Annotated in this window: 17 protein-coding genes; 8 read left to right on the forward strand and 9 right to left on the reverse strand. The window is 65.5% G+C overall.

From position 1 onward, the window contains the following. Nucleotides 1–5 precede the first annotated feature (5 nt). The 3 genes from kdpA to OXR60_RS07300 form a co-directional block, all read right to left on the reverse strand. Nucleotides 6–1,709 carry a potassium-transporting ATPase subunit KdpA gene (gene kdpA, locus OXR60_RS07290; protein WP_267395145.1) on the reverse strand — a complete coding sequence of 568 codons (1,704 nt, stop codon included), beginning with the start codon at nt 1,707–1,709 and terminating at the stop codon, nt 6–8. A gap of 13 nt (nt 1,710–1,722) precedes the next feature. After that, on the reverse strand, nt 1,723–1,812 hold the full coding sequence (gene kdpF / locus OXR60_RS07295) for a K(+)-transporting ATPase subunit F (RefSeq protein WP_267395146.1): 90 nt from the start codon (nt 1,810–1,812) through the stop codon (nt 1,723–1,725). 109 nt (nt 1,813–1,921) lie between these two features. After that, nucleotides 1,922–2,818, reverse strand: a complete 897-nt coding sequence (locus tag OXR60_RS07300; RefSeq protein ID WP_267395147.1) for a TorF family putative porin — start codon at nt 2,816–2,818, stop codon at nt 1,922–1,924. A gap of 422 nt (nt 2,819–3,240) precedes the next feature. Here OXR60_RS07300 and OXR60_RS07305 point away from each other — a divergent pair, with 422 nt between their 5' ends. From OXR60_RS07305 to OXR60_RS07315, 3 genes are read left to right on the forward strand one after another with little or no spacing between them, the layout of a single operon-like run. After that, entirely contained in the window at nt 3,241–4,386 is a 1,146-nt protein-coding gene (locus OXR60_RS07305) for an HlyD family secretion protein (protein ID WP_267395148.1), read from the forward strand. Continuing rightward, nucleotides 4,383–5,900, forward strand: coding sequence for a DHA2 family efflux MFS transporter permease subunit (locus OXR60_RS07310; protein WP_267395149.1), 1,518 nt, complete (start codon nt 4,383–4,385; stop codon nt 5,898–5,900). Before OXR60_RS07305 ends, OXR60_RS07310 begins: the two co-directional genes overlap by 4 nt. Nucleotides 5,901–5,904: 4 nt before the next feature. Next, nucleotides 5,905–7,344: an efflux transporter outer membrane subunit gene (locus tag OXR60_RS07315; protein ID WP_267395150.1), complete on the forward strand. Its 1,440-nt coding sequence runs from the start codon at nt 5,905–5,907 to the stop codon at nt 7,342–7,344. A gap of 63 nt (nt 7,345–7,407) precedes the next feature. Here OXR60_RS07315 and OXR60_RS07320 read toward each other — a convergent pair whose 3' ends face one another. Continuing rightward, on the reverse strand, nt 7,408–7,971 hold the full coding sequence (locus tag OXR60_RS07320) for a hypothetical protein (RefSeq protein ID WP_267395152.1): 564 nt from the start codon (nt 7,969–7,971) through the stop codon (nt 7,408–7,410). A gap of 291 nt (nt 7,972–8,262) precedes the next feature. Here OXR60_RS07320 and OXR60_RS07325 point away from each other — a divergent pair, with 291 nt between their 5' ends. Further along, nucleotides 8,263–9,384, forward strand: coding sequence for an alpha/beta hydrolase (locus OXR60_RS07325; RefSeq protein ID WP_267395153.1), 1,122 nt, complete (start codon nt 8,263–8,265; stop codon nt 9,382–9,384). A 55-nt stretch (nt 9,385–9,439) separates the two neighbouring features. Here the strand turns inward: OXR60_RS07325 and OXR60_RS07330 are convergent, their stop codons facing one another. Then, nucleotides 9,440–11,542 (reverse strand): M3 family metallopeptidase, encoded by a 2,103-nt coding sequence (locus OXR60_RS07330; RefSeq protein ID WP_267395154.1) that lies wholly within the window; start codon nt 11,540–11,542, stop codon nt 9,440–9,442. A gap of 247 nt (nt 11,543–11,789) precedes the next feature. Between OXR60_RS07330 and OXR60_RS07335 the strand changes: the two genes are divergently transcribed. Next, nucleotides 11,790–13,607 (forward strand): glycoside hydrolase family 9 protein, encoded by a 1,818-nt coding sequence (locus tag OXR60_RS07335; RefSeq protein WP_267395155.1) that lies wholly within the window; start codon nt 11,790–11,792, stop codon nt 13,605–13,607. Nucleotides 13,608–13,684: 77 nt separating this feature from the next. Here the strand turns inward: OXR60_RS07335 and OXR60_RS07340 are convergent, their stop codons facing one another. From OXR60_RS07340 to OXR60_RS07350, 3 genes are all read right to left on the reverse strand, one after another. Beyond that, entirely contained in the window at nt 13,685–14,854 is a 1,170-nt protein-coding gene (locus OXR60_RS07340; protein ID WP_267395156.1) for an acyltransferase family protein, read from the reverse strand. Between the two features lie 13 nt (nt 14,855–14,867). Continuing rightward, nucleotides 14,868–15,569 carry a GDSL-type esterase/lipase family protein gene (locus OXR60_RS07345; RefSeq protein ID WP_267395157.1) on the reverse strand — a complete coding sequence of 234 codons (702 nt, stop codon included), beginning with the start codon at nt 15,567–15,569 and terminating at the stop codon, nt 14,868–14,870. Nucleotides 15,570–15,957: 388 nt separating this feature from the next. Next, nucleotides 15,958–17,628 (reverse strand): methyl-accepting chemotaxis protein, encoded by a 1,671-nt coding sequence (locus tag OXR60_RS07350; RefSeq protein WP_267395159.1) that lies wholly within the window; start codon nt 17,626–17,628, stop codon nt 15,958–15,960. A 185-nt stretch (nt 17,629–17,813) separates the two neighbouring features. On the opposite strand from OXR60_RS07350, the gene OXR60_RS07355 reads away from it, so the two are divergent. The 3 genes from OXR60_RS07355 to OXR60_RS07365 are packed head-to-tail and all read left to right on the forward strand — an operon-like array spanning nt 17,814 to nt 20,281. After that, nucleotides 17,814–18,758 (forward strand): hypothetical protein, encoded by a 945-nt coding sequence (locus OXR60_RS07355; protein WP_267395160.1) that lies wholly within the window; start codon nt 17,814–17,816, stop codon nt 18,756–18,758. A gap of 33 nt (nt 18,759–18,791) precedes the next feature. Further along, nucleotides 18,792–19,625, forward strand: coding sequence for a metallophosphoesterase family protein (locus OXR60_RS07360; protein ID WP_267395163.1), 834 nt, complete (start codon nt 18,792–18,794; stop codon nt 19,623–19,625). Continuing rightward, nucleotides 19,622–20,281 carry a hypothetical protein gene (locus OXR60_RS07365; RefSeq protein WP_267395165.1) on the forward strand — a complete coding sequence of 220 codons (660 nt, stop codon included), beginning with the start codon at nt 19,622–19,624 and terminating at the stop codon, nt 20,279–20,281. Before OXR60_RS07360 ends, OXR60_RS07365 begins: the two co-directional genes overlap by 4 nt. Before the next feature lie 296 nt (nt 20,282–20,577). On the opposite strand, the gene OXR60_RS07370 is transcribed toward OXR60_RS07365, so the two are convergent. Continuing rightward, entirely contained in the window at nt 20,578–23,586 is a 3,009-nt protein-coding gene (locus tag OXR60_RS07370; protein WP_267395166.1) for a TonB-dependent receptor, read from the reverse strand. Nucleotides 23,587–23,599: the final 13 nt, after the last annotated feature.

Consider the following 23,599-nt stretch of genomic DNA (forward strand, 5'->3'; position numbering starts at 1 on the left):
CCCCTTCAGGACAGTTTGCCGCTGATCATCGCGAGATGATCGGCGATGGGGCCGAGCGCGAGGCTCGGCAGGAAGGTGAGACCGCCGAGGATCAGCACGATGCCGACGAGCAGGCCGACCCACAGGCCGCCGGTGGTCGGGAACGAGCCCGCGCTCTCCGGCGTGTACTTCTTCGCCGCGAGGCTGCCGGCGATCGCCAGCATCGGCACGATGATGAAGAAGCGGCCAACCCACATGGCGACGCCGAGCAGCCCGTTGTAATAAGGCGTGTTGGCGGTGAGCCCGGCGAAGGCGGAGCCGTTGTTCCCCACCGCGCTGGTGAAGGCGTAGAGGATCTCGCTAAAGCCGTGCGGCCCCTTGTTGAGCGGCCCCGCCAGGCCCTGGGCGAGCACCGAGGAGAGCGCGGTCAGGCCCAGGATCATCAGCGGCAGCACCGCGATCGCGAGCACCGCGAGCTTGACCTCACGCGCCTCGATCTTCTTGCCGACATATTCGGGCGTACGGCCGACCATCAGCCCGGCGACGAACACCGCGAGGATGGCGAACAGCAGGAAGCCGTAGATGCCGGCGCCGACGCCGCCGATCACGACCTCGCCGAGCTGGATGTTGAACAGCGGGATCATGCCGCCGAGCGCGGTGAAGCTGTCATGCATCGCGTTGACCGCACCGCACGAGGCCGCCGTCGTCACCACCGCGAACAGGCTCGACGCGGCGATGCCGAAGCGCACCTCCTTGCCTTCCATGTTGCCGCCGGCGATGCCGAGATGGTGGAGCACCGGATTGCCCGCCGCCTCCTGCCAATAGGTCACGGTGGTACCGGCGAGGAACAGGATCACCATCGCCGACAGGATCGCCCAGCCCTGGCGGGTATTGCCCACCGCCTTGCCGAACGTCCAGGTCAGCCCGAAGCCGATCACGAAGATCGACAGCATCTGGATGAGGTTGCTGAACGCCGTCGGGTTCTCAAAGGGATGCGCCGAATTGGCGTTGAAGAAGCCGCCACCGTTGGTGCCGAGCATCTTGATCGCTTCCTGGCTCGCGACCGGGCCGATCGCGAGCGTCTGCTTGGCGCCCTCTAGCGTGGTCACGTCGACCGTCGCGGCGAGGGTCTGCGGCACGCCGCTGGCGATGTAGACGATCGTCAGCACCACGCAGAGCGGCAGCAGCAGATAGAGCGTGATGCGGGTGCAATCCGCCCAGAAGTTGCCGATCGCCTTGGCCTCGCGCCGGGCGAAGCCGCGGAACAGCGCAAAGGCGAGCGCGATGCCGGTGGCGGCCGACAGGAAGTTGTGGATGGTGAGGCCGAGCATCTGGCTGAGGTTCGACACCGTCGTCTCGCCGGCATAGCTCTGCCAGTTGGTGTTGGTGGTGAAGCTCACCGCGGTGTTGAACGCGAGATGCGGCGGCAGCCCGGCGAGCCCCTGCGGGTTGCCCGGCAGCACGCCTTGCAGCCGCAGGACCGCATAGGTGAACGCCATCAGCACGACGTTGAACAGCAGCATGTGGACCGCGTAGCGGCGCCAGCCCTGCTCTTGATCGGGATCGATGCCGGCGAGCTTGTAGAAGCCGGTTTCGACCGGCCCGAGCACGACGTGCAGCGGGGTGCGGCGGCCCTCGTAGAGCGCGAACAGCCAAGCGCCGACCGGTTTGGTCAGCGCCAGCAGGATGGCGATAAAGCCGAGGATCAGGATCCAGCCCTGGAATGTCATGGTGCCGCCTCCTTCAGAAGCGTTCGGGGCGGATGAGCACCGCCACCAGGTAGATGAGCAGGCCGCAGGCGGTGAGCGCCGCCAGCCAGAGATCGAGTGTCATTGCAGCCGCCTCACGCGTTGTCGCACAGGCGGGCATAGGCGAGCGTTGCCGCCACCAGCCCGACCATGACGAGGATCCAGAGCAGATCGTCCATCAGCTAATTCTCCTGTCAGAAAGCAGCGGTGAGCGAGGCGAACACCGTGCTGCCCGCGATCGAGCCGGTGCCGTCCTGGCCCTTGCTGAAGCTCGGCTGCAGATAGGCGGCCTCGCGGCGGGTGATGTCGGTATCGATCCAGCTGAGGTTGACCGTCAGCGGCGTGCCGCGGACCGCGTAGTCGGCGCCGAGCTGCCAATCCCAATATTCACCGGTCGGCGCGGCGCTGGTCGCGTTGGGGCCGAGGCCGCTGTTGCCCTTCGAATAGCCGATATGCGCCTTGCCGGTGAGCGGCGTGCCGGGCACAGCCACGGCGCCGTCGCCCCACAGATAAAGGTTGTCCTTCTTGTCGCCGGGATGGGCATAGGTACCGGCAGCGGCCTGCGCGCCATTCTCATACCATTTGCCGAGCGCTTGCTGCTTGGGGGCATAAGCGATGCCGGCGAGCAGCGTTGCGGGCCCGACGGTGCCGGAGAGCTTGGAGAACAGCTCGGCATAGTCCGTCTTATCGGCCCCGCCGGGATACATGTACCACGTCAGCCCGGCGTCCACCGTCGCCGTGCCGAAAGCGTGCTTGAACCCGCCGATCGCGTCGAGCTCGAGGTTCGAGCCGCCGAACGTGCCCCACCCGGCTAGGTTGGAAGCGAACGTGCCGATGTAGAACCCGCTGTCATGCGCGATCGTCAGCGAGCCCTGGACGGCGGGATGACGATCGCTCTGCGACACGCCGCGCAAGCGGTAATCGGTCACCACCGCGACGCTACCACCCACGGTGATCGACTTGGCAGGTGCCGCCGATGGTTGTGCCATATCCTGGGGGACACTCGCGCTTGTGACCTCCTGCGCGAACACCGGCGATGCGACCGACAGCGCCGTGCACGCGAGCAGCGCTGCGGGAAGGATGACTTTCATGAACGCCCCTTTTGATCATCGCCCACGACCATCGGGGCGTCATCAGTGGCGCTTGATTAAGAGCATCCCGCGTAGCTATTCGAGAGCGATTCCAGGAAAACGCATATAGCCGGCATATAGTCCGGCTGATTGGAGTCCCGGCTCCTGTTCGGCTTGCGCGGATCGTAGTCAAACGGCCGTTCCACCACGGAGTAGCAAGGTCATGTGGCACAGCATGGTGCAACCACGGCGGACGCTTCAGGACCTACCCGCCGCGGCGAACGAGCCGGGAGACGGCAACTCGGGCAGAAAAGAGGACTGCAGACAAAGGTAAGCATTGCTGCACCATCGGACCGCTGCTATCGCTGAACGCGGCACGTGCACAGCGTTGGGACTCAAGTCCGACTGCTGCGCCGCGCGACACAGACAGAGACGATGGTACAATGAGCTTGGAAGACGGAGCGGGCCGTTCCGCAGGTGGCGAAGGCTTGGAACATGCCGTGCCGGTGACGGAGCCTGCGCCGGTCGTGCAGGCGGCAGACCCGACACCGGAACGACGCCGTCGCCTGCGCACGCCATTGCTGCTGGCCGCGCCCGTCATCGCCATTGTGGTGGGACTGTTCTTCTACCTGAGCGGCGGGCGCTACCAGGAAACCGACAACGGCTATATCCAGTCGGGGCTGGTGCCGGTCAGTGCCAGCGTCAGCGGCCCGGTCGTCGCCATCGCGGTAACCGACAACCAGCGGGTCAAGACCGGTGACGTCCTGTTCCGGATCGATCCCGCGCCCTACCAGGCTGCCGTCGACGAGGCCGCCGCCGAGCTCGCCAACGCCCGCACTCAGGTGTCGTCGCTGCGCGCCAGCTATCGCGAGGGTGAGGCCACGCTCCAGGCCGGCCAGGCCCGGCTGGCTTATGCCGAGCGCGAGGCGGCACGGCAGAAATCCCTGCTCGCCGAGGGCATCTCGTCGCAGAACCAATATGATCAGGCGGTTCTTGCCGCTCAGACCGCCCGCCAGCAGATCCAGACGTCTGTCCAGCAGAACGCCGGCGTCGCCGCGACGCTGACCGGCAGCGTCACGGCGCCGACCGAACGCCAGCCGTCGGTGCAGCGCGCCCAGGCCGCGCTGGAACGGGCCAAGCTCAACCTCGGCTATACGGTGGTCCGCGCCGCCCAGGCTGGGATCGTCACCAAGGTCAACCAGCTCCAGCTCGGCAGCTATGTCTCGGCCGCCAAACCGGTGTTCACCTTGGCCGGGACCCGGCTGTGGGTGGAGGGCAATTTCAAGGAAGACCAGCTCAACCACATGCGCATCGGCCAGCGCGCGACCTTCAAGGTCGATGCCTTCCCCGATCTCAAGCTCACCGGGCGGCTGCAGAGCTTCAGCCCGGGTACCGGCAACAGCTTTTCCTTGCTCCCGGCCGAGAATGCCACCGGCAATTGGGTCAAGGTGGTGCAGCGCCTGCCCGTCGAGTTCAGCCTCGACGCGGTGCCGCGCGACATCCCCCTCCACGCCGGGCTGAGCGTCGAGGTGACCGTGGACACCGGCTACCAGCGCCACCTATTCGGCGGTGCGACCCAGGCGCGATGACCGCCGGCTATCCGGAGCCGACCGCACGTCGGTTCATCACCGCCTCGGTGATGGCTGCAACGGTGATGAACTCGCTCGACAGCACCATCGCCAACGTCGCGCTGCCGCACATCCAGGGCAGCGTCTCGGCGTCGAGCGAGGAGATCACCTGGGTGCTGACCTCCTATATCGTCGCCGCGGCGATTATGACCCCGCTGACCGGCTGGGTCGCCGGGCGGTTCGGGCGCAAGCGGCTGATGCTATGGTCGATCGTCGGCTTTACGCTGGTCTCCGGCCTGTGCGGCATTGCCGGAAGCTTGGGCGAACTGGTCGGCTTTCGCCTGCTCCAGGGCGTGTTCGGCGCGGCGCTGGTGCCGATGAGTCAGGCGATCCTGCTCGACATCAACCCGCCAGAGCGTCACGGCCCGGCGATGGCGGTGTGGGGCATGGGCGCGATCCTCGGCCCGATTATCGGTCCCGCGCTCGGCGGCTGGCTCACCGACAATCTCTCTTGGCGCTGGGTGTTCTACATCAACCTGCCGATCGGTCTGCTCGCCTTCGCCGGCCTGTCGGCGTTCCTGACCGAGACCAAGGATGCCGCGCGCCCGCGCCTCGACCTGTTCGGTTTCGCGCTGCTGGCGCTGGCGCTCGGCTCGATCCAGCTGATGCTCGACCGCGGCCAGACCAAGGATTGGTTCAGTTCGCTGGAGATTTGCATGGAAGCGGCGCTCGGCCTGTTCTTCGGCTATCTGTTCGTGGTCCATACCCTGACGGCACGACGCCCGTTCATCGACATCGGCATGTTCAAGGACCGCAACTTCCTGACCGGCTCGATCTTCGGCTTCTTCCTCGGCACCGTGCTGTTCGGGGTGCTGGCGCTGCTGCCGACCATGCTCGAGACGCTGATGGGCTATCCGGTCGTCCTCACCGGGCTGGTCACGGCGCCGCGCGGGATCGGCACGCTCATATCGATGATCGTCGTCGGGCGGATCATCAAAAAGGTCGATGCCCGGCTGCTGATCTTCGCCGGCTTCGGAATCGCGGCCTATTCGCTGCACATCATGTCCGGCTTCTCGCTCGGGATGAACGAGAATCTGGTGATCATCTCCGGGTTCATCCAGGGGATCGGCACCGGCCTCGTCTTCGTGCCGCTGACGACCATCGCCTTCGCGACGCTGGATGCCAAATACCGCAACGAGGGTGCCGCGATGTTCACCCTCACCCGCAATATCGGCTCGGCAGTCGGCATTTCGATCCTCCAGGCGCTGACCATCCGCAACGGCGCGACCGTCCACTCGCGGCTGGTCGAGGGCCTGCGCCCGGACAATCCAGCCATGCCCCAGGGCTTCGACTTCGACCTGCCGGGCACGGTCGCCGCGCTCAACGCCCAGGTCAGCCGGCAGGCGGCGATGGTCTCCTATATCGATGCCTTCTGGCTGCTGTTCATCCTGACCCTGGCGGTGATCCCGCTGCTGCTGCTGATGCGCGGACCTCGCGCCGGCGCGGGCGAGGGTCCGACCATCCACATGGATTGATCCGATGCGCTTGTACCTAGCTCTTCTCGCGGCGACCGCGCTGGCCGGCTGCACGGTCGGGCCCGATTTCACTCGCCCGGCGGCGGCGGCCGATAGCGGCTACCACGCCGCCGAGGATCGGGCCGCGCCGGCCGCCAACGCGCCGCACCTCGATTGGGGCAACGGTCCCGCCGACCGGTGGTGGACGGCGTTCGGCTCGCCCGCGCTTGACGCGCTAGTCGAGCGGGCGCTGGCGAACAATCACAGCCTGGCCGCAAGCAACGCGACCCTTGACGCCGCACGCCACGAGCTACGCGCCGTGGCTGGCCGCCGGCTGCCGCAGATCGACGCCAACGCGCGGGTAGATCAGGAGCAGGTCAACCTTGCCGGCTTCGGCTTTTCCGGCGCCAATCCGCTCGCCGCCGGCGGCAATCCCGAATTCCATCTCTATTCAGTTGGCGGCGGGATCAGCTACGATCTCGATCTGTTCGGCGGGCTGCGTCGCCAGGTGGAGCAAAGCGCGGCACAGGCCGAAGCGCGGCAGCGCCAGACCGAGGCGGCTCATCTCTCGATCGCCGGCCAGGTCGTCAACCAGACGCTGACGATCGCCGCCATCCGCGCCCAGATCGCTACCGCCAACGCGCTGCTCGCCGACGATCAGCGCAACGTCGACCTTACCCAGAAGCGGCAGGCCGGTGGCGAGGGCACGCTGGTGGAGGTGTTGAACGCGCAGAGCCAGTTTGCGGCGGACCGCGGCGACATTCCCCAGCTCGAGCAGCAGCTTGCCGAGGCCCGCCACCTTCTCGCGACGTTGATCGGGGTAGCACCGGCCGATCTCGGACCGACCGAGATCGATCTCGCGCAACTCACCCTGCCCGCCTCGATCCCGGTGGCGCTGCCCTCGGCGCTGGTGCACCGCCGGCCCGACATCCTCCAGGCCGAGGCTGACCTTCACGCCGCGACGGCGGGCATCGGCGTGGCAACCGCGCGATTGTACCCAGACATCACCCTGGGCGCGACGCTGACCCAAGGTGCGCCCGGTGTGGGCAATCTGCTCGAGAACGCGTTCCGCGGCTATGACATCTTCGCCGGGCTCAGCGCCCCGATCTTCCACGGCGGCACGCTCAAAGCCGAGCGAGCCGCGGCGATCGACCGCGCCCGGGCCAGCGATGCCACCTATCGGCAGACGGTGCTGAACGCGTTCGGCCAGGTGGCCGACCTGCTGTCGGCCATCCAGACCGACGCGCGATCGATCACCAATCAGAGCGAGTCGGTGGCGGTGGCAGACCGCTCGCGCCGGCTGTCGCGGCGCAGTTTCGAGGTCGGCAATTCAGGGCTTCTCCAGGTGCTCGAATCCGAACGCCTGTATCAGCGCTCGAGCAACGGACTGGTGCTGGCCCGCACCCGGCAGTTCCTCAACGTCGCCAGACTGTATGTCGCGACGGCCGGCGGCTGGACGCGATAACCGGCCATCGGCAGTCACGACGAGGTGTCATGCCAAGGCCGAGCAATCGGCCGCGCCGACACCTTAATCCCGTGTGTGGCTAGGCGCCACGCGAGCGCTTAGCGCATGCAGGAAGCGCGCGCGCGCCTCGGTGCCACGCGGATGGTGACGCAGCTGCTGGCGCTGATCCGCGCTGAGCTTGAAACGCGTGTACCCGCGGCGGGTAAGGCAGAAGTCGAGCACCGCCTGCAGCTGGTCGGTCACGTCAACATACGCGGCATGACGAAACATTCCGGTATAGTTGCTGTTGCGAAAGACGACGCGACCGGGATCGACCATGTTCATCGCGGCGATATAGCCGCTTGCTCCGCCCGCATAGGATCCGCTGCCCGATAGCTTGGGATCGAGGCCGCTGACAAAGCCGGCGAGTGCGGCGGTGTTCTGCCCGGACAGGGCCACCACCGTCTCGGGCTTCATGCTCACGTCCAGCCCGTAGGTAGTGTTGGCGCATTCGAGAGTGTCGCGGCGATAATCATCGAACGACACACCTGGCTTGGCCCAGCTGACGTCAGAAGGCTTGCGCCTCGCATCGGCTTGTGAGGCACATGCCAAAGCCGCCAATGCTCCGATCGCCACCTTGATGCTCATGACACCGCTCCCAGTGAGACTCGACATCGATACACCCGTGAGCGACAGCCGCCAAGCAGCCGGATGCACAGGGCTCTTTGCTTGAGGCGCCGGATGTTCCATTCCATCGCCGGTCGTCATTTCGCGATTACTTCCGCATGGCGGCTGAAGAACATTCGCCAGCAGTTCTTTGAAACATCGCGGCAGCACTGACTACGTATGTGCGACCCACCTTGATGGGTACGCGGCGAGCACTCCAGGCGGCAAGCCGGCACGAAGTCGTGTTTCGTTATCACGATTGGCAGAGGCAGTATGATCCGGAAGCACGGCCCGTCACCCAACCCGACCAGCAGCATGCGCCGGTTCGGATGGCCCCAGCGCGCGCTGCTCGGGGGCGTGATCGTCGGGGTAACTGCATTCACCGCCTCCGCGGCGGTCGCCAAGCTGTTCGGGACGGGCGGGTATGTCGATCCCTACCACGCCAAGGTGGAGGCGGCCGGCTATGTGCAAAAGACCGCACGCGTCAACGGCATCACGCTGAGCTATGCCGAGGGGCCGGATAATGGGCCGCCGCTCGTGCTGCTGCACGCCCAATTGCTCGACTGGTTCAGCTACAGCCGGGTCCTGCCCGACCTCGCGACATCCTACCATGTGTACGCCATCGATTATCCGGGCCACGGCGCAACCATCACGCCGGCGAATTATCCGATGAGCGCCAACCAAATCGGCGCCGATCTCGCCGACTTCATTGCGCACGAGATCGGCAAGCCGGTGTTCGTCACCGGCAACTCATCGGGCGGACTGCTGGCGGTCTGGCTGGCCGCGAACCGTCCTGAGCTGATCCGTGCCGCGCTGCTTGAGGACCCGCCCCTCTTCTCGGCGGAATATCCGCGCATCAAGCAGACCATCGCCAACCGTGCCTTCAGGACCAGCTATACCGCCGCGACGGGGGATCACCCGGATGATTTCCTGCTCTACTGGATCCACGGCAATGCGGCGTTCTTCCGCAAGCATGTGGGGCCGGGCACGCCGTTTCTGCTCACCCAGGCGATCAAGGCCTATCGCAGGAACAATCCCGGTAAACCGGTCGAGCTCGGCCTGATCAAGAACGATACCGTCCGGATGATGCTGCGCGGGCTCGAACGCTATGATCCTCGCTTCGGCGCCGCATTCTACGACGGCAGCTGGAACAAGGGTTTCGACCATGCCGACGCGCTGACGAAGATCGCCTGCCCGGTGCTGCTGATGCAGGCGGATTCATCGATCATGCCCGACGGAACGCTGAACGGCGCGATGACCGAGGGCGATGCCGATCGTGCGATGGCGCTCCTGAAGAACGGCACCTATCTTAAAGTCGATGCGAGCCACGTAATCAATCTCGACCGACCCGATCAATTCGTCGCGGCGCTCAACGGATTCTTTTCCGGCATGTGACGGCGCGGAAGTAATCGCCAAGCAGCCCATGAAACTCGCGGCTTAGCACCGCCGCTCACTTGCCCGCCGGCGCCAATCCGCGATCCTGCAGCATCGGGCCGATGTCGGGATCCTTGCCGTAGAAGCTGCGGAAGATCGTGTCGTAATCCTGCGCATGCCCGCGCGAGAGCACGAGCGCGCGGAAGCGGTCGCCATTGGCGCGGGTCAGCCCGCCATGCGCGGTGAACCACGCGAATGCGTCATTCTCGAGCATCTGCGTCCACAGATAACCGTAATAACCGGCGGCATAGCCGCCCGACCAGATATGCTGGAAATAGCTGGTGCGGTAACGCGGCGGCACATGCGCGACGTCGAGCCCGGTCTTGGCGAGCGCAGTCGCCTCGAAGGTGTCGACGTCCTGCTTGGGCGCGGATGCCGGCAGCGCATGCCACTGCATGTCGAGCTCCGCCGCGGCGACCAGTTCGCCGAGAGCATAGCCTTGGTTGAACTTGGCCGCCTGCTTGATCTTGGCGACCAGGACGGGCGGCATCGCCGCGCCGGTCTTGTAGTTGACCGCATAGTTGGCGAACACCTTGGGATCGAGCGCCCAATGCTCGTTGAACTGCGAGGGGAATTCGACGAAGTCGCGCGCCGAGGCGCCGAGCGACGGATAGGCCAGCTGGCCGAAGAAGCCGTGTAGCGCATGGCCGAACTCGTGGAACATCGTCGTCACATCGTCGAAGCTGATCAACGCCGGCTGGCCCGGCGCGGGTTTGGGCAGATTGGCAACGTTGTAGATCACCGGGGTGGTGCCGAGCAGCCCGGACTGGTTGACGAAGCTGCTGTTCCAGGCGCCGCCCTGCTTGTTGTCGCGCTTGAAGTAATCGCAATACCAAAGCGCCAGATGCTTGCCGTCGCGGTCGAACACCTCGAAGACGCGCACATCCGGATTGTAGACCGGGATGTCGTGGCGTTCCTTGAAGGTCAGGCCGTAGAGCTGGTTGGCGGCGAAGAACACGCCCTTCTGCAGCACCGCGTCGATCTCGAAATAGGGTTTGACCTCATTTTCATCGAGGTCGAACTTGGCCTTGCGGACCTGCTCGGCATAGCGATCCCAGTCCCATGGCTTGACGGTGAAGTCGCCGCCCTGCTGCCTGATCACCGCATCGATCTCGGCCGCTTCCTTGTGCTGCTGCGCCGTCGTCGCGGGGATCAATTTGGCCATGAACGCCTCGGCCGTCTGCGGCGTCTTGGCCATCTGGTCCTCGAGCACGTAGCTCGCCCAATCGTGGAAGCCGAGCAGTGCCGCCTTCTGCGCGCGCAGCTGTGCGATGCTCGCGGCGATGTCGCGCGTGTCGTTGGAATCGCCCTTTTCGCTTCGCGTCCAGCTCTGGGTAAACAGCGCCTCGCGCACCGCGCGATCGGACAGCGACTGAAGCGCCGGCTGCTGCGTCGTGTTCTGCAGCGGCACCACCCATTTGCCGTCGAGCCCGCGCGCCTTTGCCGCCTGCGCCGCCGCGGCGATTCCGCCCTCGCCCAGGCCATCGAGCTGCTTCGGATCGTCGACCACCAGCGCGCCTGCCTTGGTGGCGGTCAGCAGTTTCTGGACGAACGCGGTTTGCAGCGTCGAGAGCTGCGCGTTGAGATCGCGCAATTTGGTCTTGTCGCCGTCCGACAATTGCGCGCCGGCGCGGATGAAGCGCTGGTGGATTAGGGTCAGCGCCTGAAGCTGATCGGGGTTGAGGCCGAGCCGTGCGCGGTTCTGGTAGAGGGTGTGGACGCGCGCGAACAGCTTCGGATCGAGATAGATCGCGTCGTTGTGCGCCGCGAGCTTGGTCGCCTCGGCCTTTTGCACCGCTTGGCGCGCAGGATTGGTATCGGCCTGGTTGACCGCGCCGAACGCCGCCGACACGCGCCGCAGCATCGCACCCGAGCGCTCCATGGCGACGATCGTGTTGTCGAAGGTCGGCGCGGCGGCGGTATCGGCGATCGCGCGCATCTCGGCGATCTGCTCGGCCATGCCCTGGTCGAACCCCGGCTGGTAATCCGCATCGGTGATCCGGTCGAACGGCGGCGCCTGGAACGGCAAGGTGCTCGCCCGCGCGAACGGGTTCTCCGCGGCGATGGCCGGGGCGGCCGAGATGATGGTGCAGGTCAGCAGGAGGGCAAGGCGCGTCATCATCAAACTCCGGCATGGGAGCGCCAACGGGCCCCTCGGCGGCAGCGATCTAGCCTTACGTCGGGTCGGGGCACAAGCATTGCGGCGATGCTCCAGGGCAGAGCGGCATTGCTTGCCCCTTCCGATCCAGCCCGGCATGATGTGGCGAATGCGGGCGCCCTTGCCCACCTTGATGAGCGGCCGGGGGATGATCAGCCGCGGGATGGACGATATGGCGCGGGCGTTGATGCGGACCCATAAGGCACTGGTGGTTGCCACGTGCAGCATCGCCCTGCTCGGCGCTGCCGCCCCGCCGCACGATGCGATCCTGCTCAACCAGCTCGGCGTGGAACGGTCGGGGCCGAAGACGGCGATCGTCGTCACCACCGCCGCTGCACCCCAGCCCTGGTCGCTGGTCGATGCGAGCGGCAAGGTCGTCTCCCAAGGCGAAACCGCCCCGTTTGGCGCCGACGCAGCATCGGGCGAACGGCTGCAGCGGCTGGATTTCAGCGCCGCGAACCCGCCCGTCGCTGGCGGCTATCGCCTGCGTGTGGGCACCACGGCCAGCCGGCCGTTCACGATCGCGGCGCGGCCCTATGCGCCGCTCGCTACCGCCGCGCTGGCCTTTTTCTACCAGCAGCGCAGCGGCGTGCCGATCCTGCCGGCGTTGGTGGAGCGACCGGATCTGGCGCGGCCGGCCGGCCACCCGCACGAACGGGTGAGCTGCTTTGCTGGCACGGATCAGCGCGGGGTACGCTGGCCGGGCTGCGCCTATCAGCTCGACGTCACCGGTGGCTGGTATGACGCGGGCGACCAGGGCAAGTATGTGGTCAACGGCGGCATCGCCGCCTGGACCCTGCTCGATCTTCATGAGCAGCTCGGCGCCTGGGGCGCGCCCGATGCCTTTGCCGACGGGCGGCTCGCGATCCCCGAACGGGCCAATGGCCGCGACGATCTGCTCGACGAAGCAAGGGTGGAGGTCGCGTTCCTCATGGCGATGCAGGTACCCGACGGCAGCCGGCTGCGCCTCCCGACGCACGCGGGCGGCGGCGCTCCGGCGGCCGGGTTCGTGGACGTCGACGCTGGCGGCATGGCGCACAGCAAGGTTGCGGACGAACGCTGGACGCCGCTGCCGACGGCTCCCGCGGACGACACCATGCCGCGGGCGCTATATCCGCCAACCACCGCCGCCACGCTCAACCTGGCAGCGGTGGCGGCGCAGGCGGCGCGGATCTGGCGGACGAGCGATCCTGTCTTTGCCGATCGTGCGCTGGTTTCCGCACGGCGCGCCTGGGCGGCAGCGGTGCGCAACCCCGCCTTCTTCGCGAGCAGCGACTTCACCGGCAGCGGCGGCTATGGCGACGAGGCACTGGACGACGAGCGGTTTTGGGCGGCGGCCGAGCTGTACGCGACCACGGGCGAACCGCAATTCCGCCAGGCCGTGACGGCGTCCCGCTTCCTCCGGCACCCGCAGCCGGGGCTGAACTGGGGATCGGTGGATCAGGCCGGGCTGATCACGCTCGCCACAACCGCGGGCAGGATCGATCCGGCGGTGCGACGCGCGGCGCGTGTCGCGTTGCTGGGCTTGGCCAACGGTTTCGCCGCCGAACGCGAGCGAAGCGGCTTCCGCCTTCCCGACGCCGGCACGGCCTACTCTTGGGGTTCCAACAGCGTGCTGCTCAACCGTGCGATGGTGCTCGGCATCGCCTGGCAGCTGACCCATGAGCCGCGGTATCGAAACGGCGTCGTCGACGTGATCGACTATCTGCTGGGCCGCAACCCGCTCGACCAGTCCTACGTCTCAGGGTTCGGCGCCCGGCCGATGCGCTTTCCCCACCATCGCTTCTGGCATCCCGCTGATCCGCGCTATCCGGCGCCGCCTGCGGGCGTCCTGTCCGGCGGCCCGAACAGCACGGCGTTCGCCGACGATGTGGCCAAGACGATGCGCGGCCGTTGCACCGGCCAGACCTGCTGGACCGACGATTGGCGCGCCTATGCAATGAACGAAGTGGCGATCAACTGGAACGCCCCGCTGGTGTGGGCCGCGGCCTTCCTCGACGCCACCCATGACGCGGTGTCTGATTAGGCGGCCATTCCGACCATTGCGCTACTCGCATCCGCAGCTGTCTTCGCCCGCCGACCGGCAGCAGCGGATCCTGTCCGTCATCCCGCCTGAACCGTCCCTGCTTCCACGCCCGGCTTGGCTGCCGATAGGCGCGCGAAAGGCCGACCGACATGATCAAGCCGGCCGTTAATGATCAGCGACAGCAGCGGTACCGGCCGAACAATCCAGCGATGCGCCGCATAGGACAGCGGCGCCGCAATCATGATCGCGATGGCATATTGTACGTAAGCGTCCAGCCGCAGCGTCGCGACGATGATGTTGACGACCAGCAACAGCGGCAGATGGACAAGGTACATCGTCAGCGAGGCGTCGCAGATACGGTGAGCGATGGCCGGTACGTCTCGCACCGCGATGGCCGAGCGGAAGATCAGCGCGAACGCTGCCGGGGGGCATAGCGCAGCCACAATCGTCATGACGAGGTTGGCGCCCTGCTCCTGCTGCACGGCTGGCAGCCAAGGCCCGAGCATGAACCACAGCGCGTAGAGCAACCCAGATGCTGCCATGATCCCCAGCGCGGGGCGCCACGATTGCTGCACCTCTCGGGCCAGTGCCGGTGACCGGGCCATAGCTACGCCAAACAGGTAGTTGGGCAGATAGCCCGCCATCATCGGTGCCTGGCTGAGCATGGGCATCAGCCGCGACGGAATGATGGCCGGCACCATCACTACAGTCGTGATCATCAGCACGAACGACACCATGGCCGTGCCAAGCAGCAGCGACAGCGAAGAACGGCGGCTTGCCGGAGAGCCGGCGACCCGGTCGGCTAGGCCATAGCGCCGATCGAGCGCGTCGAACCACACCGCCGCGGGTGCATAGGCCAGCAGCGCAACCAGAAACCAGATGTGAAGCCAGTCAAAGAACAGCGGGGTCGAGGCTGCGGGGTGCCACCAGTTCATGATGCCGATCGTGATCGGGCACAGCACTCCCCAGCCGAACAGCGTCGGCAGCCCGATCTGCGCGACCCGGCGCGCTAGCCAGCGGCTCGGGCTGTGCTTGCGCATCGATACGCCGCACAGAAAACCTGAGATTGCGAAGAAGCTGCCCATGCGAAAGGCGTGCGAGCCCAGCGCAACAGCTGTGAATAGCGGCCGCGATGGCAGCCAGGTGGATGCATGCAGCAGGAAGCCGCCAAGCATCAGCATCACACGCCACGCATCCAGTCCAACGATCCGCGTGCCGCGCGGCAGATCAGTCTCGGATGCCCCCATTCTCTCCCCTTAGCTACAGGTTCGTTACTTCTTGCTTACATTGGGTTACCGTATCCTGTGGCAGCATCTTCACCAATGCTTTGTGAACCACCCCCGCCCAGACGTGATAGCCCGCGGTGCTGAGATGGATGCCGTCCGGCTCGAAATACGGGCCAGGACGCCCGCTGATCAGCAGTCCTGTGGACGCATCCAGGAACGTGAGATGCGGCGTACGCGCGGCGGTTTGTGCCACGGCACGATCGAACTGGCGCTGGGTTCCCCGCATCGCCCACCGTTTGGGGCTTGGCTTGACGCCGATCGCCAGCATCGGCACCTGAGGCATCTTCGCCATCTTGGCGTCGACGAACTGCCGGAACTGATCAGCCGCGTCGGCCGCGCTCTCGCCCTTGGCGATGTCGTTGTCACCGCCGTAGAAGATGATGGCATCGGGCAACACCGGATCGCTCTCGTTGGCGAACCGCTTGCGAAGCTCGGGGAGCAAGGCGCCCCCGACGCCACGATTGTGCGTGATCCAAGGAGCCATATCGCTTGCCAGGGTCGTCCATCGTGCGATGGAGGAACTGCCCACGAACCAAAGAACGCATCGCCCCTGCCGGCCGGCCGCACCCGGCAACGGCTGATGCATTCTCATATAGGTTTGAGCAGCGGTCCACCCGCCGACGATGGCGACGAACACCACGACCCCGCTCAGGATCTTCCCGACGGTAGCGAGCAACCCGGTCCTGGCATGTGAGGAAGTCGCCAAATTCATCAACCTGTTTGTCCCGCGCGCATCAGGCAATTTGAACGGCCGGGGTTAAGGTCAGGTAATCAATACCTTTCATCTGGTGACGGTGGGCTGGCCCCGGCGTCGGGCAGCCCCGGCCGAGCCTCGCGGTCGCGATCCGTAGATGCGCAGCGACAGAACGATCAGGCGGCAGCCTTGCGCCCGGGTTTTACGGTGCTCGTGACCGCCGAGCATCGCAGTGTTGATGCCACGGAGCTTTCGGCAAGGAAGGCTCGGCGGGGCAGACTACCCACGACCGGATTTAACGTGTCAGTGGCGCCGGCGCCGACCGCTGCACGGGTCGCCGATCCGAGCAGTTCTTATCGCACTTGATGCCTCAAGCAGCTTTCAGCCTGGCGATGAAGGCGGAGGACGCGTCTCGCAGTTGCGCGGTCTGCGCCATGACGATGTGAGCCGTTCTGCGCATTTCTTCGGAGAGCGTCCCCGCTTCCTTGGTAGCTCGAGCCATCGATTCGAAGCGTTCGTTGAGGAGGGCCGTACCAACCGACGCCTCATCCGCATCGGCGTGAATGCGTTTGGTCGCTGACTGTTGCTCGGACGCCGCCGCCTTGATGGTCGATGCCGATTGGGTAAGGCTTCCGAGCTGATCCACGGTGTCCGCGATCGAGCTGGCGGCGTGATGAACGTGGCGCTGCATCCCCTTGAGGTGGCAATCGATGTCGTGCGTTGCGTCGCGGGTCTGCGTGGCAAGCAGCTTCACCTCCCCCGCCACGACCGCGAATCCTCGCCCTGCCTCGCCGGCGCGGGTCGCCTCGATCGTCGCGTTCAGGGCCAGCATGTTGGTGCGGGCCGCGATACTGCCGATCAGCGCAGTGATCCGTTCGATGCCGTCGACTTGCTCGGCAAGCGACCGCACGCTCGCATCGCTCTGTTCTGACGCCCGGCGCGCGTTGAAACTCGCCTCCGCCTGCGCCGCAACCTGTACCGAGATGTTCGACGCCATGCCGTGCACGCCACTCGTGGTGCTCGTCACCCGTTCGGCGGCGCGCCGGGTAGCAGCCGTCGCAGCATCGACGGCGCTGGTCTCCGTCTCGATCGTGGTGCCAAGAATGAGGACAGTGCGGGATGAGCCCTCAAGAGCGGCCGCCGCTTCGAGCACCCGGGTGGAACCGGCAAGCACGGTCGCCTCGAACCGTTGCGCCAACTCGAGCATCTCTTGATCATGCCGGCTGCGCAGGGCTTGTTCATGCTCGTGCCTGGCGCGAGCCGCATCCGCCTCCGCTTGATGTCTCGCCCGTGCCGCGTCCCCTTCGGCCTGGATCTGCCGTTTCGCCTCGCGCGCGGACATGGCCGCGCGCTCGTCGTTCCGGGCGCGCTCGGTGCGGTCGCGATCGATCTCGCTTATGCCCCTTTCCGCGAGCACACGGGCCTGGCCGAGCGCCGCCCGGATCATCATGGCCAGGAACATCAACAGCAGGAGTTGAGCGACCGGCATCAGGGGCCAGATGCCGATGGAGATGTTGAGCAGTGCATCGCCGCCCAGGAGAGTGACGAACGCGAGACTGGCGGCAGGGATCGATGCAAGCGATGCGCTTCCGGCGCTCACCAGGGCAATGTGAAGGCAAATGATGAATGTGAGCTCGTCCGCGTTCGTACCCCTGCCTATGCCTGTGATCAGCAGCGCCCAGGCGATCGCCGTTCCGGCCGCCAACGCGGTGGTTTTGCGCAAAGCATCGCTATGGCCGCCGGCCCCGATATCGCTTCGGCGTCGCGACAGCACGTCGACGAGCCGCAGGCCGGAGACGAGCAGAAGCGCCGCGGTCCCGAGAAGCAGCAACAAGGTATGTGCCGTCGTCCGAAAGCTCCAGACCAACGCGGGCACGGCAACGATGGTCATGATGGAGGTCGACAGCACGGCCCGGTCAGCCATCTCGACCTGAAGCGCGCGGACCCACGCGGTGACCTCCACATCGCCATATCGCGCGCAGATCAGATCGCGCAGGCTGAAGACACGCCGTACCGGCGCCCCTGCGGTACCGCCCATCATCCCAACGTCCCCCTCCAAGCTCCGATGTCGCTTTCGCCGCAGAAGGTTAACGGGCTGTTATGGGGATCCTTTCCTGCACATCGTCCAAGTCGATACCGTACAAAGTTTGCCATGATCAGGAACCCGTTTAGGATACAGACGCTGATGAGGTGAATCGTGGTAAACACGTGGTAAGGGAGAGATGGATGCGGACCGTTCTGACCAGTATCGGCGGCATTGCCATCGCAGCGTTTTCTATCAACTATGCACAAGCTCAGGCTCAGGCGCAGGATGGCGACGCAGGCTCGCTTCGCGAAACGGTAGGGTACGACATGCCCGCGCCCGTTTCGCCCTCCAGCGCGACCTCGACCGTCTCTCCGAGCAGCGTTCCGCAAGCCATGGAGCGCCTTAGCCGAAGCGACACGATGGCCGACCTATCCTTGGGCACCATCTATGCGGGCGGAAAATTCGGCACGGGGTCCAACACCACGATCTGGAGCTCGGCATTAGGCGCTCGCGTGCGCCTCGGCGACGTCACGCTGACCGCTTCGCTTCCATGGATGCGCATCGAGAGCCGATCGACGATCTTTACCGGCATCGACGCGACCCCGGTGCTGGTGGCGCCGAACACGGCGGCGTCCAAGCGAACTGCCAAGGGGTTCGGTGATCTCACCCTCGGAGCATCCTACACGATCGCGCCAGCGGCTTCGCCGATCGAGATCGAGGTCTCCGGCCGCGCGAAGATCAACACGGCAACGGCTGCCAGCGGCCTGTCCAGCGGCAAGAACGACTATGCCATCGGCACCGACATCTCGGCGCCGCTCGGCAAGGTGACCCCCTTCGTATCCTTCAGCTACAGGTTCCTCGGCGACACCGCCGTTTACGACCTGCGGGACGGCCCGGCAGCATCGGCAGGCGCTTCGTACGCCTTGGGCCATGACAGCTTTCTGCTTGCCTCCTATCACTATTCCCGGGCTGCGACCCGCCTGGTCGACGACGCGCATGAGCTGTTCGCCGGCGCCTCCACTAAAATCCCCGGATCGCCGCTGAGGGTGACCGGGTTCGCAACTGCGGGCCTGTCGCGGGGCGCTGCGGCTGCTTCTGCCGGCCTGGCGATCTCGGCCGGGCTTGGCCACCGGGATGCCCTCTGACGCGGCGGGGCAGATGGGAGCGATCGACCATCCATGATAAAGCGCAAACCACAGGCGGCCGAGCCGGTTCAGCGCATCTATGCCATCGGTGACGTGCACGGCCGGTATGATCTGTTTCGCCGGCTGATGCACATCATAGAACGCGATCAAGCAGCGCGGCCACCGATTCCGACACAAATCCTTTTACTCGGCGACATCGTCGATCGGGGCCCGGACGCCGCCCGGATGATCAGGGGTTGTATGAAGCTGACGGCATCGACCAGCCGCTTCATGGTGCTGAGGGGCAATCATGAAGAGATGATGGCCAAGGCCTTGAGGGGTGACCTGACGGTGTATCGGCACTGGCTGACCTTCGGCGGAAGGGAAACTCTGATCAGCTTGGGCGTAGATCCCGTTATAGCCGAAGGACCAGCAACGATGGACAATCTCGCCAGTGCAGCGGCTACCGTCGGTCCCGAGCCGGTGGCGTGGCTCGAGAAGCTGCCGCTGCACTATCGGTACGGCGATTACCTGTTCGTCCACGCGGGCGTGCGGCCAGGCGTCTCGCTCAAGAGGCAGCATGCCGACGATCTGCTGTGGATCAAGGACGACTTCCTCGAATCCGACGTGTCGCACGGCCCGACCATCGTCCACGGCCATTCCATCTCGGAGGAGCCGGTATTCCGCCCCAATCGGATCGGGATCGACACCGGCGCCTATCGCTCTGGTCGGCTGACCGCCCTTGCCATCGAAGGCGAGGAACGCTGGATCTTGGACACCGCTGAAGCGCCACCATCGAACGAAAGCGATCCGCTCGAGCTATCTGCCGGCATGCAATTTCCAGCCGCTTCATCTCAGTCAGCTGCCGACCAGGGTAGGGCCGCATGACCGTCGTCATTCGTGCTTTCGGCGATGAGCGGCTCGATACCGATCTGGCGGCGATCCTGAAGCTGCCGGCTGCGCAGGAGCCCAGCGGCCTCCAACAGGCATCCGCAACACCGCTGAACTCGCTACGGGTGTCACGCAGGGCGTCGGCGACGATCGCCGCCTCGTTGACGTTCGCGTTGCTTACCTCCGCGGGACTCGTGCTGCTGAACTATAAGCCGAGCCCTGAAGCGGACACGAACAAGGGCGAGCGGCTGGTTACGGAGTTGATCCCGGCCGCGAAAGTGGCTCCCGCCGACGCTGCCGACGCTGCGATTGCAACGCCATCGAGCAGTCCGGTTGAGCATCGCCATGGTCGAGCAACTGCTTCGATCAGATCGAGGCCAGCGTATGCGGCGCGCGCATCTTCCGCTGAACCATCCTCTGGGTCGCCAACGAACGTCGCCAATGCTGACGCGCCGGTGGAAAACTCCCTCGTAGCATCGGCGTCCACATCGATCCCGGTTGAGGTCGAAGCATCATTGGAGCCAGCCAGAAGCGCCGCCGACACACCGGCGGCAACTGCGGAACACGAGGCGATCGACACGGAAGCTCAACTTGCTGCAAAGAAGACCCGGCGCGACAGCATCGCGGCAATCCGGATGTTGCGGAGACAATAGCGATCGCCTGCTCGCTCTGCTGAAATTTGCCCCCGGCTCGTCTGCCGAGACCGACCAGTGATTAGGCTTGCCACCTAGGTATATCGACAGTCGCGATGGCCTTGTGGCGCTCGACAATCCTGCGGCGATGACCTGCCCGTTGGCCGCATTGATGGATCGCTATGGAGCTTGTTCTAGCGGTATGAGCGCTGTCACTCGTCGCCCGGCTCGACCATCGAGCAGGATTTCGGGGTGTGCCGGCGCGCGTGTGTTCGGGACGCGGCGCGGCGGGCGCGTGGCGCCGAACCGCGCCACGCTCAGAACTCCGCGGTGATGCCGAAGGTGAAGGTGCGACCACTGGTCGTATAAACCTCAGGGCGGTCGTAATCGACGCTGGCGAACTGCTGGATCGGCTCGTTGGTCAGATTGATGCCTTCAACGATCAGCCGTACGCCCGGCCTGACGTTCACATGCGCCTGGAAGTCGACATTGTTGGTGCCCTTGATGCCATCGCCGGCATTGGCCAGGGCGTTGCTGGCCGCGGTGAGATACTGGCTGCGATACGCATCGGACACGCGCACGCCCCACAAGGCATTCTCATAATAGAGCGTCGCATTGGCCGCCCATTTCGACAGATTGTAGAGCGGCAGATCGCGCGGGACGCCGCTGTAGAACACCGTCTGGTGCCCGTCGAACCAGGTGCCGTTGGCGACCATGCCGAGGTGCTTGAGCACACCTGGCAGGAAGGTGAAGTCGTGCTGGGCCGCGACCTCCACGCCCTTGATGCTGGCGCCGGGGCCATTGATCGGCTGGCTAACGTCGAAGATCGTGTTGGCGTCCTCGCCCTGTACCAGCAGCGATAGCGGCAGCCCCGTCTGGCCATAGGGGATCTGCTGCGTCGAGGCGACGATGAAGCTGTCCATATGCTTGTAGAAGAAGCCGACCGACGCGAACCCGCTATGGCCCATATACCATTCGACGCCGCCCTCGACCGAGGTCGCCTTATAGGGCTTCAGATAGGGGTTGCCGAGGCTGAGGGTGCCGCCGTTTGGCCGCGTGGTGATCGAGCCCGCCGCGGCGAGATCCCCAAGCCCGGGGCGGTTGACATTGCGGCTGGCACTGAGGCGCACCACGATGTCGTCCGCCACGTCGAGCGCGAGATTGGCAGCCGGCAGGACGCCATGGCTGTTGGTGCCGACGTCGACGGGCACGAACGCCGTCACCCCGTTGATCACCTGCGACAGGTGCCCCGACGACAGCAGGTCGGTTGAATAATAGCGCACCCCTGCATTGGCCCGCAGCCGCATCCCGGCAAGGCGGGTGTCGAGATCGAGCTGGGCAAAGCCCGCCCAGGTCTTCTCGTCGACGCGATAGTCGCTCCCGGCCTGGAGGTTCGCGACGGTCAGAACTCGGGGGTCGCCGATGTAGCTGTACACGCCGTCGACATTACCGACGATATATTGGGTGAGCGTATCGACGCCGACGCCCTGCTTGAGGTCGTTGGGAATGGCGACGTCCGCGGGGACGTTGTGGAACACCTTGTTGACCCAGGTGTAGCCGCTGTTGATGAAATGCTTGAACTCAGCCCCGGCCTTGAAGGTCAAGGTGTCGGTCAGCTTATACGCGCCATCGAGCTTGGCATTGGCATATTGGTTGGTGATCTTGTTTTCTTGCGTATCCAGCCGCTGGAGCGCCCAGTTGTTCGGGTCGGTGATGTCCTTGCCATAGGTGTTGACCGGCACGGTAGGCTGGTCGTCATAGCTGAACGGCGTGTTCTTCAACTCCATGAAAACCTTGTCGAACACCGGCTGGCCGAAGTCGGATTCCTCATAGCCGCCGAGCGCGTGAACGCTCAGTCGATCGGTAACGTCCCAACTGGCGTTGGCGACGCCCTGGTAGAAGTCGGTTTGGTTCTCGACGATATGGTGTTCGGAGCGCAGGTCGATACCGGTGAAGTTCGCCGCGCGCAGCGTGTTGCTGTCGTCGATCACCGCGCTCTGGATCACTTGCGCGCCGGCGATCGAGGTGCCGGTCAGCGCGTTGGTGCCCGCCGTCGCGAGGGCATAATCGTCGCGGTGATCCTGCAGCCGGCCGTAGAGACCATCGATGTCGAGCTTGAACCGTGTGCCCGGATGATATTGCAGCGAGGTCGTGACCCCGAGCCGCTTGCGATCGGTGTACCAGCTCGACGGCGACTGCGCAGTCGGCTGATACACCCCGGCAAGCAGCTTTGCGCGCGTCGCGGCGTCGACGGTCGGGCCAATGTTGGCGGCGTTGTATTTGGTCAGCCCCCAGCCCCAGTTGCGATAGCCGTATTCGTTGCTCTTGATCTCGCTGTAGGCGACCGACACGAGCGCACCGAAATCGCCCCAATGTCCTGACGCCAGACCGACCACGCGCGGGGTGACGCCGCTCGTATTGTCGTTGGTCTGCCCTTTCGCAGAGATAACGAATTTGGTGCCGGCATAGTCGAACGGCCGCGCGCTGGAGAGTTGGACGGTTCCGGCGATGCCACCTTCGTCCTGATCCGCCGAGAAGCTCTTCTGCACCGCGACCCGGTTGAACAGTTCGGACGCGAACAGGCTGTAATCGAACGATCGCGACCGCGACACGGCGCCGCGATTGTCCATGCCCGAGGCGGCGTTGCCGAGCACCTCCATGCCGTTGAGCTGGGTCCGCGTGAAATCGGCCCCAAGCCCGCGCAATGCGATCTGCCGCCCCTCGCCACTGTCGCGGGTGATCGTCACACCGGGGACGCGCTGCAGCGACTCGGCGAGATTGAGGTCGGGGAAGGAGGCGATGTCGGTGGCGAGAATGTCATCCTCGGTGCCGACCGCACGGCGCTTCAAATCCTGCGCGCGCTGCAGGCTCTCGCGATAGCCGGAAACGATGATATCGGGCACCGGCACGTCATCGCCGGGCGCGGTCGCTGGCGTCGGGTCAGCGACCGTCGTCGCTGCGGTCCTGACGGCGCGCGGCTGGGCTTTCCGGGCGCCCGCTGCGGGCGTCAGCACGGCGACGTCGCCATGGACCGATGCGGTCAGACCGGTACCCTGAAGCAGCATGTGGAGCGCGTCACGCACGCTGTGGGTGCCGCCGACGCCTGCGGTCCGGCGCCCCTGTACCTCAATTGGCGTCACCAGCACCTGCACCCCGGTCGCCCGCGAGAATTGCGAGATCGCGCTCCGCAGGTCGGTGGGCGCAATCGCAAACGTCATGTGGCGCTCGAATGATGCGTCTGCCGCCACAGCTGCGGCGGGTGTGGCAAGTGTCGCGGCGATAACAGTCGTCGCCATGCCGGCGAGCAGAAGTCTGGAACTGAGCATTCATGATCCCCCA

Origin of the sequence: Sphingomonas sp. GC_Shp_5 (assembly GCF_026540855.1) — a bacterium.
Lineage (GTDB): Bacteria > Pseudomonadota > Alphaproteobacteria > Sphingomonadales > Sphingomonadaceae > Sphingomonas.

Excerpts from the sequence above, each read along its gene's own strand:
- kdpA (WP_267395145.1), bottom strand. The coding sequence starts at position 1,709 with ATGACATTCCAGGGCTGGATCCTGATCCTCGGCTTTATCGCCATCCTG.
- kdpF (WP_267395146.1), bottom strand. The coding sequence starts at position 1,812 with ATGACACTCGATCTCTGGCTGGCGGCGCTCACCGCCTGCGGCCTGCTC.
- OXR60_RS07300 (WP_267395147.1), bottom strand. The coding sequence starts at position 2,818 with ATGAAAGTCATCCTTCCCGCAGCGCTGCTCGCGTGCACGGCGCTGTCG.
- OXR60_RS07305 (WP_267395148.1), top strand. The coding sequence starts at position 3,241 with ATGAGCTTGGAAGACGGAGCGGGCCGTTCCGCAGGTGGCGAAGGCTTG.
- OXR60_RS07310 (WP_267395149.1), top strand. The coding sequence starts at position 4,383 with ATGACCGCCGGCTATCCGGAGCCGACCGCACGTCGGTTCATCACCGCC.
- OXR60_RS07315 (WP_267395150.1), top strand. The coding sequence starts at position 5,905 with ATGCGCTTGTACCTAGCTCTTCTCGCGGCGACCGCGCTGGCCGGCTGC.
- OXR60_RS07320 (WP_267395152.1), bottom strand. The coding sequence starts at position 7,971 with ATGAGCATCAAGGTGGCGATCGGAGCATTGGCGGCTTTGGCATGTGCC.
- OXR60_RS07325 (WP_267395153.1), top strand. The coding sequence starts at position 8,263 with ATGATCCGGAAGCACGGCCCGTCACCCAACCCGACCAGCAGCATGCGC.
- OXR60_RS07330 (WP_267395154.1), bottom strand. The coding sequence starts at position 11,542 with ATGACGCGCCTTGCCCTCCTGCTGACCTGCACCATCATCTCGGCCGCC.
- OXR60_RS07340 (WP_267395156.1), bottom strand. The coding sequence starts at position 14,854 with ATGGGGGCATCCGAGACTGATCTGCCGCGCGGCACGCGGATCGTTGGA.
- OXR60_RS07350 (WP_267395159.1), bottom strand. The coding sequence starts at position 17,628 with ATGATGGGCGGTACCGCAGGGGCGCCGGTACGGCGTGTCTTCAGCCTG.
- OXR60_RS07355 (WP_267395160.1), top strand. The coding sequence starts at position 17,814 with ATGCGGACCGTTCTGACCAGTATCGGCGGCATTGCCATCGCAGCGTTT.
- OXR60_RS07360 (WP_267395163.1), top strand. The coding sequence starts at position 18,792 with ATGATAAAGCGCAAACCACAGGCGGCCGAGCCGGTTCAGCGCATCTAT.
- OXR60_RS07365 (WP_267395165.1), top strand. The coding sequence starts at position 19,622 with ATGACCGTCGTCATTCGTGCTTTCGGCGATGAGCGGCTCGATACCGAT.
- OXR60_RS07370 (WP_267395166.1), bottom strand. The coding sequence starts at position 23,586 with ATGCTCAGTTCCAGACTTCTGCTCGCCGGCATGGCGACGACTGTTATC.